This window comes from Streptomyces sp. NPDC059534, from assembly GCF_042743475.1.
Lineage (GTDB): Bacteria > Actinomycetota > Actinomycetes > Streptomycetales > Streptomycetaceae > Streptomyces.
Map to the genome: position 1 here is coordinate 14,479 of NZ_JBHWAQ010000006.1, position 11,453 is coordinate 25,931.

Genomic DNA, 11,453 nt, shown 5'->3' on the forward strand with positions numbered 1-11,453 from the left:
CTGCTTCTGAGGTTGTGACCTGCGGTTTCGGAGGTTTCAGCGGTTTCGTTCGGCACCGTTGGAGGATTCGGGCTTCTTGAAGCCGATGTCCTGGTAGCGGGGGCCGCCGAGACCCCATGCGCCGGCGTTCACCAGATCGGCCTTGGCGGCGACGAGCTGGGGGCGCTGGTAGAGGGGGATGGAACCGGCCGCGGCCCAGATCCGGGCGTCCGCCTGGCGGACCAGCTCGCGGGCCTCCTCCTCGTCGAGCGTCCCCGCCGCCTGGTCGAACAGCTGGTCGATGCGGTCGGTGCCGACCCGCGAGTAGTTCTGCTCGACCAGGAGCGAGCCGTCCGAGGCCGGCTCGGGCTTGGCGAAGATCGGCCGGGCGTCGGTCGCCGGGAAGGCGGAGGCCGGCCAGGAGTAGAGGGCGAGGTCGTAGTCGCCGGAGGCGACGTGATCCTTGAAGAAGCTGTCGTCGGAGACCTTGGTCACCTCGGTACGGATGCCCACCGCGTCGAGCATCCGGACGATCCGGTCGCCGACGGCCCGCAGCGACTCGGAGCCGGGTCCGGAGGGCAGGACGAAGCGGAGGCTGAGGGCCTTGCCGTCCTTGCCGAGGGCCCGTGCGGCCTCGGGCGCCGTCACCGGGGCGGCGGTGCCGCGCGGGGCGTAGGCGCCCGCCATGCCCTGGTCCGGCTTGGCGCCCGCCGGGACGCCGGCCCGGGCGCCGGCGCCGGTGCCGGTGCCTGTGCCGGTGCCTGTGCCGGTGTCGAGGGCCTGGGCGCGGGCGAGGAGCGCGGCGCTCTGGCGGGCGGCGGCGGCGGCCGGGGCGAGGATGTTGGTGCCGTTCTCGGGGCCGCCGGCGCCGATGACGGGGGCGGGGACGGCCCGGCGGTCGCCGGGCTTGTCGTCGCCGACGATGTAGAGGCCCTCGTCGGAGGCGGTGTCGGCGGCCTTCTTCTTGTCGTCGGCGGAGCCGCCCGCGGCCTTGTCGCTCTGCGCCTTCTTCTCGGCCTCGCTGCCCGCCTTGGTGCCGGCGGGCTGCCGGGCCGCGCCGCCCGGGACCCAGCCCGCGTCGGCGAGGAGGGCCCGCGCCTCCTTGGTGTCCTGGTCGCCGAGCGCGTCGCTGCTGTCCGCGTACGCCGCCTGGCCGGCGAGGGCGAGGTGGCTGCCGGGGGGCTTCGCCGGGAGACCGAGCGGCTTGAGTACGGATTCGGCCAGCTCCTGGCGGTTGATGGCGCGGGCCACCGCGCGCCGGACCCGCTCGTCGGCGAGCGGTCCGGACTCGCCGTTCAGCGAGAGCTGGGTGTAGGCGGGTTCGAGGGACTTGCGGACCACGTACCGGGCCAGGATGTCCCGGGTGGCCGCGTACTGGGCGATGGCCTGCTGGTTCTTGGCGCGGGCGGCCTGGACCTGCTCCGCCTTCCCCTCGTCGGAGCCGTGGGCGAGCGCCCAGGACCGCAGGGCCTTGGCGGGGGTGGTCTCGGATCCGGGGCCGTGGGCGAGGGCCGCCTCCGCTCCGTTCCGGCCGGCCCGGGCGTCGCGGAGCGCGAGGGCGATGCGCTCGGCCGTGGACCGGTCGATCTCGGCCAGGTCGAGCTTGCCCGCGGCGAGGGCGGCCGCCCGGTCGGCCCGGGGGACGGCGGCGAGGACGATGCTGTCGAGCTTGGCGGACTGCCCCCACCAGCGGGGGTTGCGGGTGAGGGTGACGGCGCTGCCCTTGCGGTCGATCGACTTCAGCAGGAACGGTCCTGCAGTGGCCTTGAGGGTGGTGCGCGCCCCGTCGTTGAAGGAGTTCGGGGACCCCATGACCTGCTTCGGGTAGAGCGGGGTGAAGAGGGACTGCCAGTCGGCGTACGGCTTGGCGAAGGTGACCCGCACCTCCAGGTCGTTCTTGCCCCGCTCGATCTTCTCGATCCGCTCGTACCCGGAGTTGCGGGCGGTCCAGTACGCGGTGTCGCGGCCGCTCAGGGCGCGCCACTGGGCCACGAAGTCGGGCGCCCCGATCTCGCGTCCGTCGCTCCAGACCGCCTGCTGGTTGAGCTTGTAGAGGACGACCTGCTTGGGCTCGGTCTCGACGACCTGCGCCGACTCCAGGTAGTCGGCGTTGCGCTGCGGCCGGCCCCGCTCGTCGAGCGTGTAGAAGGAGGGGAGCACCGCCGCGGCGATGCGGGAGGTGGCGCCGTCGGCGTCGGCCTGGAAGGTGTTGAGGGTGGTGGGCAGCGCGTCGACGGCCCAGCGGACGGTGCCGCCGTCGGCGACCCGGTCGCGCGCCGCGGGCGCGTTGTCCTGGGCCGCGGCCGGGGACTCGTCGGCCTCGTCGCCGGAGCTGCAGCCGGCGAGGACGGTGACGGCGAGGACCGCACTGGTGAGGGTGGCGACGGAGCGGAGCGTGCGGGAGCGGGGGCTCCTGGAGCATGTCCTCCCGCGAGGGGCGCCGATCTGGGACATGACTTGTACCCCTTCGTCCAGATTTATGCCATTTGGAGATGATCAGACCTATTGCTCATACACTGAAAAGGACGGAGCGGTTTCGGCCAGGGCGACACGGCGGCACGTCCGGAAAACGCCACTCGTGCGGCTCAACACCCCCGGCCCGAGCGCTCCGGACGAGTGGAATCCCGTGCACATGGCTTCCCATGCGGGATGTGACGCGCGACACTCCTGCCGAAGCCGCTCGCGGAAGTGAGGGCAACCCATGTCCGTTCAGGACGATCTGGCGGCCGTCAAGCGCTGCCTCGAAGACCTGGTCCGCACCGTCGGACAGCTGGAGCGCTCCGTCGATGCCGAGCGGGGCGCACCGCCCGCGCCGGCCGCCGGCCGCGCCGAAAGCCTGGTGACCATCCCCGACGCCCCCTATGACAGCGGGCTGTGGACGGACACGGACGACGAGGGACTGGGGGCACGCGACCGCCACGCGCCGTAGGACGTACCGGTTCACCGACCGTAGGAGGCCCTGTTGGCCGCAGGCACGGAACCCCCCGGGGCAGCGACGGGGGTCCGCTCCCCCGGGCGCCCCGCCATCACCGCCCGCCATCTGCGGACCGACCGCTGGTGGCTCTCCCCCGCCGCCACCGCGGCGGGGCTGCTCGCCTTCGTCGCCTACTCGACGTGGCGGGCCTTCGCCAACGCCGACTACTACGCCGCCCCCTACGTCTCCCCGTTCTACTCGCCCTGCCTGGCGGAGAACTGCGTCCCCATGCGGGGCGGGCCGAACGCGGAGCTCTTCGGCAGCTGGTGGGGGCTCTCCCCCGCCCTGCTGATCCTCGTCTTCCCGCTGGGCTTCCGACTGACCTGCTACTACTACCGCAAGGCGTACTACCGGGGCTTCTGGGCGGCTCCCCCCGCCTGCGCCGTCGCCGAACCGCACGGCGCGTACACCGGCGAGACCCGGTTCCCGCTGATCCTGCAGAACCTCCACCGGTACTTCTTCTACGCCGCCGTGCCGGTCGCCGGGATCCTCACGTACGACACCGTCCTCACCTTCCGCGACTCCTCCTACGCCTGGGGGCACGCGGGGCTGGGGACGCTGCTCTTCCTCCTCAACATCGCCCTCATCTGGGCGTACACCGTCTCCTGCCACTCCTGCCGGCACATCGTCGGCGGCCGGCTGCGGCACTTCTCGAAACACCCCGTCCGCTACCGGCTGTGGACCTGGGTGGGGCGCCTCAACCGGCACCACATGCGGCTCGCCTGGGCCTCGCTGATCAGCGTCGCCCTCTGCGACCTGTACGTGTACCTGCTCGCCACCGGCACCTTCGACGACCCGAGGTTCTTCTGACATGAGTCCTGTGGAGCGGCAGCAGTGGGACGTGGTCGTGGTCGGCGCGGGCGGCGCCGGGCTGCGGGCCGCGATCGAGGCGCGCCGGGCCGGCGCGCGCACCGCCGTCATCTGCAAGTCCCTCTTCGGCAAGGCGCACACCGTGATGGCCGAGGGCGGCATCGCCGCGTCCATGGCGAACGCCAACGAGCACGACGACTGGAAGGTCCACTTCCGCGACACCATGCGCGGCGGGAAGTTCCTCAACCAGTGGCGGATGGCCGAGCTGCACGCCCAGGAGGCCCCCGATCGGGTCTGGGAGCTGGAGACCTGGGGCGCGCTCTTCGACCGGACCCCCGACGGCCGGATCTCCCAGCGCAACTTCGGCGGTCACGAGTACCCCCGGCTCGCCCACGTCGGCGACCGCACCGGCCTCGAACTGCTGCGGACCCTCCAGCAGAAGGCCGTCTCGCTCCAGCAGGAGGACCACCGCGAGACCGGCGACCACGAGGCGCACCTGAAGGTCTTCCAGGAGTTCACCGTCACCCGGATCCTCAAGGACGCCGACGGGAAGGTCGCCGGCGTCTTCTGCTACGAGCGGGAGAGCGGCCGCTTCCTCGTCCTGGAGGCACCCGCCGTCGTCCTCGCCACCGGCGGCATCGGCAAGTCCTTCAAGGTGACCTCGAACTCCTGGGAGTACACGGGCGACGGGCAGGCGCTCGCCCTGCTCGCGGGAGCACCGCTGGTGAACATGGAGTTCGTGCAGTTCCACCCGACCGGCATGGTCTGGCCCCCGTCGGTGAAGGGCATCCTGGTCACCGAGTCCGTACGCGGGGACGGCGGCGTCCTGCGGAACTCCGAGGGCCGGCGGTTCATGTTCGACTACGTCCCCGACGTCTTCAAGGAGAAGTACGCGGAGTCGGAGGAGGAGGGCGACCGCTGGTACGAGGACCCCGACCACAACCGCCGCCCGCCCGAGCTGCTGCCGCGCGACGAGGTGGCGCGGGCCATCAACGCCGAGGTGAAGGCCGGCCGCGGCTCCCCGCACGGCGGGGTGTTCCTCGACGTGTCGACCCGGATGCCGGCCGACGCGATCAGGCGCCGGCTGCCCTCGATGTACCACCAGTTCAAGGAGCTGGCCGATGTCGACATCACCGCGGAGGCGATGGAGGTCGGGCCGACCTGCCACTACGTGATGGGCGGGGTCGCCGTCGACTCGGAGACGGCCGCCGCGGCCGGGGTCCCGGGGCTCTTCGCCTGCGGCGAGGTGGCGGGCGGCATGCACGGCTCCAACCGGCTCGGCGGCAACTCCCTCTCCGACCTGCTGGTCTTCGGGCGGCGGGCCGGGCTGTACGCGGCGCAGTACGCGGTGTCCGGTGCGGGCGGCGGCGTCCTGGCCGAGGAGGTGGCCGCCGCGCGGGCGGAGGCCCTGGCCCCCTTCGACGGCGGCGGGGAGAACCCGTACACCCTCCACCAGGAGCTCCAGCAGACGATGAACGACCTCGTCGGGATCATCCGGCGGGAGGGCGAGATGGCCGAGGCCCTGGAGCGGATCGACGCCCTGCGGGAGCGGGCCGGGCGCGTCGCGGTCGAGGGACACCGGCAGTTCAACCCCGGCTGGCACCTCGCCCTCGACCTGCGGAACATGCTGCTGGTCGGCGAGTGCGTGGCCCGGGCGGCCCTGGAGCGCACCGAGTCCCGCGGCGGACACACCCGCGAGGACCGTCCGGTGATGGAGCGGTCGTGGCGTCCGGTGAACCTGCTGTGCCGGGCCTCGGACGGCGGTGTCGTCCTGGAACGGGTGCGCACCGAACCGATCCGGCCCGATCTGCTCGCCCTGTTCGACAAGGAGGAGCTGGCGAAGTACCTGGCGGAGGAGGAGCTGGACGCATGAGCACCTATCAGGCCCGCTTCCGGATCTGGCGCGGCGACGCCGGCGGCGGGGAGCTGACGGACTACACGGTCGAGGTGCACGACGGCGAGGTGGTCCTCGACATCGTCCACCGCCTCCAGGCCACCCAGACGCCGGACCTCGCCGTGCGCTGGAACTGCAAGGCGGGCAAGTGCGGTTCGTGCTCGGCCGAGATCAACGGCCGGCCGCGGCTCCTCTGCATGACCCGGATGTCGGTCTTCTCGCGCGACGAGGTCGTCACGGTGACCCCGATGCGTGCCTTCCCGATCGTCCGCGACCTGGTCACGGACGTCTCCTTCAACTATGCGAAGGCCCGGGAGATCCCGGCGTTCGTGCCGCCCGCCGGGCTCGCTCCCGGCGAGTACCGGATGCGGCAGGAGGACGTGGACCGCTCGCAGGAGTTCCGGAAGTGCATCGAGTGCTTCCTCTGCCAGGACACCTGCCATGTGGTGCGCGACCACGAGGAGAACAAGGAGGTGTTCGCCGGGCCCCGCTTCCTGATGCGGGTCGCGGAGCTCGACATGCACCCGCTGGACGCGGCGGAGGAGGCCGGGCTCGACCGGCGGCGGACCGCGCAGGAGGAGCACGGCCTCGGCTACTGCAACATCACGAAGTGCTGCACGGAGGTGTGCCCCGAGTCCATCCGGATCACCGACAACGCCCTGATCCCGCTGAAGGAGCGGGTCGTGGACCGGAAGTACGACCCGCTCGTCTGGCTCGGCAACACCATCAGGCGGCGGAAGAGCTGACTCCGCCACCGGTCGCGCCCGTGTCCGCGCCCACGCTCGTACCCGCGCCCGCGCCTGCGCCTGCGCTCCAGCGGCCGAGGACGGGCTCGGCGAGGGTACGGGCGGGGCGGCACAAGGTCTGGCCGTGCCGGGCGAAGAGCTCGTCGCGCGAGGTGAAGCGGCCCAGGTCCGTGCGGAGGTGGGCGGACAGGTCGCAGGGGGCGGAGCCGGCGCACGCGGCCGGCGCGTCCCAGTCGACGGAGGTCCGGGCGACGGCCTCGAAGAGGGTCTCCGGGCCCGCGTTGGTGAACCCGGCGCCGTGCCCGGCCGGGCCGGGACCGGCTTCGCCGCGCTCCTGACGGTCGTCCGCCGCGCCGAACAGCTCCGCGATCGGCACCCAGGCGCCGTCGAGCCGGAACTCCGGCCAGGCCAGCAGGACCTCCTCCGGGACGAACGGGCGCAGCCTCGGAAAGCGCGGGTACCAGAAGACGCCGTCCACGAGCAGGCCCCGCACGCGGGTCTCCACGTCGAGCGAGCGGGCCACCGCCTCCAGGACGGCCATCCGCTGGCTGCACGAGCCGCGGCCCAGCCGCAGCGTGCGCGACACCCGGCGCCGGTCCTCGACGGAGTACACCGGGCGTACGGCGGAGACGATGATCCCGTGCGCGATCCGGAGACGGTCGCGGTCGGTCCCCGCTCCCCGCTCGTCCGCCTCGCGCCGCACCCGGGCCACGAGCGCGGTCACGCGCGGGTGCGCCAGGTCCAGGATGGGCGTGGGCCGGGTGGACCCGGCGGTCCGGGCCCGGGCCGGGTCGTCGGCCCCGGCCGAGAGGTCAGGGACCGCCCCGGCGGCGCGGAACGGCATCAAAAGGCGACTGGTCACGGCGGAATCCCCCTCCGCTCGGCCGCTGGACCGCGGCCGGCGGCACCATCCTCCTCCTGCCGGTGCCGGCCCGGTGACCGGGGTGGCGCCCGCTCAGTGCCAGCCGTCGCGGTAGGCCGCCCAGTCCTCTTCCCGGGCGGCGAAGTCGACGTAGAGGGCGAGTCCGAACCGCTCGCGGCCGGGGTCCGTGCGGCCGAGGCCGAGGCGCGCGCCCCGGACGGCCGCGGCGACGGTCTCCGCGTTCTCGTGGTGGCCGAGGTCGTCCTCGTGGAAGAAGGGCAGCCCGATCAGCAGGTCGGTCGACCCGGGAGTGACCTCCAGGGCGAGGCTGGTCTGCTGGGCCACGTACCCGCCGTACAGGCTCTCCAGCGGCATCCACGTGTCGTACGACATGACGGCTATCTGGTCGACCCTCCGGGCGACCTCCCCGAAGAACTCCTGCGACCACCACTTCTCGCTCCCGCTGACCGAGCCCAGCGCCGTGTGCGCGCCCGGCAGCGGGTCGATCTGGTGGGCGGCGACCGAGAGCGGGGCCTTGCGGGCCCGGGTCAGCCGCCCGAGGTCGTCGAGGAGGGAGAGGTAGTTCCGGTCGTCGGAGTGCAGCGGCTCCAGGTCGAAGTGGACCCCGTCGAAGCCGGCGTCGAGGATCTGCCGGGCCGAGCCCACCACGGCCCGGCGGGACCCGGCGTCCTCCAGGCGCAGCCCCACCGGGCCCTCGGTGGCCAGGACATCGCCCAGCCACGCCTGGACCCGTATCCCCGGCATGATCCGGTGCACCCCGTCGATCAGCCACTTCGCACGGGGGTACGCGGCCGCCGGCAGGGAGCCGTCGTGCTCCAGGGGCCCGGCGTGCACGTACAGGTCGCGTATCCCCGTGCCCTTGAGCCGGGCGGCGAGCGCGGTGAGGTCGGCGTCCTTCTTTCGTCCGTCGACCCAGGCGTGTCCGATCCAGAAGGCGTCCTTGCCGCGGGTCCTGGCGTCGTCCCTGAGGTCTCCGGCATAGCTGACACGGAGGGCGAGCGCGCCGAACAGCGGCGGCACGACGAGGAGCAGCACGAGGCCGAGGACGAACCAGCGTCCCCTCCTCCACAACCTGCGCAGCCGTCCGTTCAACCTGAACCCCCCGGGGTCGTCACGCCACTGGAACCACCGTAGGGGCGGCCACTGACAGTGACGTCGGACGGCCGGGATCGGTTTCCGTCCGGTCGCGGCACCGTATACCCGGACATAGCCTCCCTTTTGTGACGCGAATAGCCACCCGAGCCCTTCTCGCAGCACTGGTGGCGGCGTGGTGGCTCCTCGTGCCCGCCGTTCACGGTGCCCGCGCCGACGACCCCGTCGCCCTGTCCCGCGACGGGCAGATCACCGACCGGGTGGGCGCCCTCGGCGACCGCCGCCCCTCGGTGGTCCAGGCCCTCGACCGGCTCTACGACGACCGGCGGATCCAGCTCTTCGTCGTCTACGTACGGGACTTCTCCGGCCGCACCGGACAGAGCTGGGCCGACGCCACCGCCGAGCGCAACGGCCTCGGCACCGACGACCTCCTCCTCGCCGTCGCCACCCACGACCGGCAGTACGGCTACTCCGCCGACCCCGCCTCGCGCCTCACCCAGGTCCAGCTGGACGACGTGGCCCGCACCGCGATCGAACCCGCGCTGCGGCAGAACGACTGGGCGGGCGCCGCCATCGGCGCCGCCAACGGCTACGACGCCGTGCTCGCCGGACAGCCCGTCCCCGTCCCCGCCCTCACCCCCGGGCCCGCCGACCCCGGCACACCGGCCGACGACGGCACCTCCGCCTCCGACCTCGTCCTGCCGGTCGTGCTCGTCGGCGGCGCCGGGGCCGTGGCGGCCTACGCGTACACCAAACGGCGCCGGCGGACCCGGACCCGCACCACCCCCCAGGGCGGACAGGGCTGGGGCGCCCCGCAGGAACCCGCGCCGCCGTCGCCGGCCGATCTCGACGCGCAGGCGCGCCGCACACTCGTCGCCACCGACGACGCCGTACGCACCAGCCAGGAGGAGCTGGGCTTCGCGTCCGCCCAGTTCGGCGACGAGGCGGTACGCCCCTTCACCGAGGCGGTCGACTTCGCCAAGGAGCAGCTGACGGCTTCGTTCCGGCTGCGCCAGAAGCTCGACGACGCCTTCCCCGAGGACGACTCGACCCGCCGGAGCATGCTGGAGGAGATCCTCCGCCGCTGCGCGGAGGCCGACGCCCGGCTCGACGCCGAGACCGAGGACTTCGACCGGCTCCGGGCCCTGGAACGGACCGCGCCCGAGGCGCTGGCCACGGTCGAGGCCGCCTTCCGGGAGCAGACCGGGCGCGTCGGCATGGCCGAGGCGGCGCTGACCGCGATGCGCGAGCGGTACGCCGAGACCGCCGCCTCCCCCGTCGCCGGAGACGTCGAACAGGCGAAGGACCGGCTCGTGTTCGCCACGACCCACGTCAACCAGGCCCGCCAGCAGATCGACGCCGGCGACAACGGCGGCGCCGCCGTGCACATCCGGGCGGCCGAGGGGGCCGTCGACCAGGCGGCCCGGCTGATCGAGGCCGTGGACCGGCGGGCGCAGGAGCTGGCCGAGGCGGTGGGCAAGCTGCCGGGCGCGCTGTCGGAGGCGGACGCGGACCTGGCGGACGCCCGCGGCCTGTCGGACGGCACCGCCGAAGGGGTGTCCACGGCCGATCTCCGGGGCCGGATCGCCCGGGCCGAGTCGGTGGTCGGCGAGGTACGGCGCGCCGTCGACACCGGCCGGTACGACCCGATCGACGCCCTGCGCCGGGTCGAGGAGGCCGATACGGCGCTCGACGAGGCGCTGGAGGGCGCACGGGAGCGCGAGTCGGGCACTCGACGCGCCCGCGCGCTCCTCGATCAGGCGATGCTGACGGCCCGTTCGGCGATCGGAGCGGCCTCCGACTACATCACCACGCACCGGGGCGCGGTGGGCAGCGAGGCCAGGACCCGCCTGGCCGAGGCCCAGCGCCACTGGAACGAGGCGCACGCGTCGGCGGCCGCCGACGACCCGCAGACCGCGCTCGCGGAGGCCCGGCAGGCGGACGACCTCGCCCGGCGCGCCCAGGACCTCGCCGAGCAGGACGTCCGCACCTATGGGAACCCGAACGGCATGGGCGGTGTATCAGGAGTGGGAGGAGGCGGTGGCGGCGGGCTCGGCGGTGCGGTGCTCGGCGGCATCATCCTCGGCGGACTGTTCGGCGGTGGACGGGGAGGCGGACATGGGGGGTTCGGCGGAGGGTTCGGCGGGGGCGGGGGGTCCGGCGGCGGGCCGGGCAGCTTCGGCGGCAGCGGCACGCGCGGCCGGCTGGGCGGCGGCGGCCGTTTCTGAAGGCGGCCCGGGCCGCCTCCGTTCCTTTTCCGTCCCTCTCAAGGAGAAGAGCCATGAGCAAGCAGACCATCCTCGGCCGTGTCACCCAGCTGGCGAAGGCCAACATCAACGCCCTGCTGGACCAGGCGGAGGATCCGCAGAAGATGCTGGACCAGCTGATCCGCGACTACTCGAACAACATCACGGAGGCGGAGGAGGCGGTGGCCGCGACCATCGGCAACCTCCGACTGATGGAGCAGGACCACCAGGAGGACGTGGAGGCCGCCAAGGAGTGGGGCGGCAAGGCGCTGGCCGCGAGCCGGAAGGCGGACGAGCTGCGCGGCGGAGGGCAGACCGCGGAGGCCGACCGGTTCGACAACCTGGCGAAGGTGGCACTGGGCCGCCAGCTCCAGTCCGAGAAGGAGGCACGGACGGCGGAGCCGACGATCACCTCGCAGACCGAGGTGGTGTCGAAGCTCAGGACCGGCCTCGACCAGATGAAGGCCAAGCTCGGCGAGCTCCAGTCCAAGCGCGACGAGCTGGTCGCCCGTGCCACCTCGGCCCAGGCGCAGAACCGCATGATGGACGCGGTGAAGAGCATCGACGTGCTCGACCCGACGAGCGAACTGAACCGCTTCGAGGACAAGGTGCGCCGGGAGGAGGCGCGGGCCTTGGGCAAGCAGGAGCTCGCCGCCTCCTCCCTGGACGCCCAGTTCGAGCAGCTGGACGCGCTCGGCGACAGCGCCGAGATCGAGGCCCGGCTGGCCGCGCTCAAGGGCTGATCCCGGCGGGGTCCCGGTCCCGGCTTCGGCTTCGGCTTCGGCTTCGGCTTCGGCTTCGGCTTCGGCTTCGGCTTCGGCTTCGGCTT

General features: G+C 73.2%; 9 protein-coding genes. 6 read left to right on the forward strand and 3 right to left on the reverse strand.

Annotated features, from left to right (window positions below; genetic code table 11):
- Positions 1-36: 36 nt before the first annotated feature.
- Entirely contained in the window at positions 37-2,433 is a 2,397-nt protein-coding gene (locus ACFVZH_RS09265) for an ABC transporter family substrate-binding protein (RefSeq protein ID WP_384894912.1), read from the reverse strand.
- A gap of 247 nt (positions 2,434-2,680) precedes the next feature.
- On the opposite strand from ACFVZH_RS09265, the gene ACFVZH_RS09270 reads away from it, so the two are divergent.
- Genes ACFVZH_RS09270 through ACFVZH_RS09285 form a run of 4 tightly spaced genes read left to right on the forward strand, consistent with a single transcriptional unit; the run spans position 2,681 to position 6,403 of the window.
- Complete coding sequence (locus ACFVZH_RS09270) at positions 2,681-2,908, forward strand: hypothetical protein (RefSeq protein WP_384894914.1); 228 nt, start codon at positions 2,681-2,683, stop codon at positions 2,906-2,908.
- Between the two features lie 33 nt (positions 2,909-2,941).
- Positions 2,942-3,763 carry a hypothetical protein gene (locus ACFVZH_RS09275; protein ID WP_384894916.1) on the forward strand — a complete coding sequence of 274 codons (822 nt, stop codon included), beginning with the start codon at positions 2,942-2,944 and terminating at the stop codon, positions 3,761-3,763.
- Between the two features lies 1 nt (position 3,764).
- The gene (locus ACFVZH_RS09280; protein ID WP_384894918.1) at positions 3,765-5,636 is read left to right on the forward strand and encodes a fumarate reductase/succinate dehydrogenase flavoprotein subunit; all 1,872 of its coding nucleotides are present in this window, start codon (positions 3,765-3,767) and stop codon (positions 5,634-5,636) included.
- Positions 5,633-6,403 (forward strand): succinate dehydrogenase/fumarate reductase iron-sulfur subunit, encoded by a 771-nt coding sequence (locus tag ACFVZH_RS09285; RefSeq protein ID WP_384894920.1) that lies wholly within the window; start codon positions 5,633-5,635, stop codon positions 6,401-6,403. Before ACFVZH_RS09280 ends, ACFVZH_RS09285 begins: the two co-directional genes overlap by 4 nt.
- Here ACFVZH_RS09285 and ACFVZH_RS09290 read toward each other — a convergent pair.
- On the reverse strand, positions 6,384-7,265 hold the full coding sequence (locus ACFVZH_RS09290; RefSeq protein WP_384894922.1) for a transglutaminase domain-containing protein: 882 nt from the start codon (positions 7,263-7,265) through the stop codon (positions 6,384-6,386). The two genes, ACFVZH_RS09285 and ACFVZH_RS09290, sit on opposite strands and share 20 nt — an antisense overlap.
- Before the next feature lie 93 nt (positions 7,266-7,358).
- The gene (locus ACFVZH_RS09295) at positions 7,359-8,378 is read right to left on the reverse strand and encodes a hypothetical protein (RefSeq protein ID WP_384894924.1); all 1,020 of its coding nucleotides are present in this window, start codon (positions 8,376-8,378) and stop codon (positions 7,359-7,361) included.
- 128 nt (positions 8,379-8,506) lie between these two features.
- Between ACFVZH_RS09295 and ACFVZH_RS09300 the strand changes: the two genes are divergently transcribed.
- Together ACFVZH_RS09300 and ACFVZH_RS09305 are read left to right on the forward strand one after the other, a co-directional pair.
- Positions 8,507-10,606 (forward strand): TPM domain-containing protein, encoded by a 2,100-nt coding sequence (locus tag ACFVZH_RS09300; RefSeq protein ID WP_384894926.1) that lies wholly within the window; start codon positions 8,507-8,509, stop codon positions 10,604-10,606.
- Between the two features lie 53 nt (positions 10,607-10,659).
- Positions 10,660-11,367 carry a PspA/IM30 family protein gene (locus ACFVZH_RS09305; protein ID WP_384894928.1) on the forward strand — a complete coding sequence of 236 codons (708 nt, stop codon included), beginning with the start codon at positions 10,660-10,662 and terminating at the stop codon, positions 11,365-11,367.
- Positions 11,368-11,453: the final 86 nt, after the last annotated feature.

Excerpts from the sequence above, each read along its gene's own strand:
- ACFVZH_RS09305 (WP_384894928.1), top strand. The coding sequence starts at position 10,660 with ATGAGCAAGCAGACCATCCTCGGCCGTGTCACCCAGCTGGCGAAGGCC.
- ACFVZH_RS09280 (WP_384894918.1), top strand. The coding sequence starts at position 3,765 with ATGAGTCCTGTGGAGCGGCAGCAGTGGGACGTGGTCGTGGTCGGCGCG.
- ACFVZH_RS09270 (WP_384894914.1), top strand. The coding sequence starts at position 2,681 with ATGTCCGTTCAGGACGATCTGGCGGCCGTCAAGCGCTGCCTCGAAGAC.
- ACFVZH_RS09265 (WP_384894912.1), bottom strand. The coding sequence starts at position 2,433 with ATGTCCCAGATCGGCGCCCCTCGCGGGAGGACATGCTCCAGGAGCCCC.
- ACFVZH_RS09285 (WP_384894920.1), top strand. The coding sequence starts at position 5,633 with ATGAGCACCTATCAGGCCCGCTTCCGGATCTGGCGCGGCGACGCCGGC.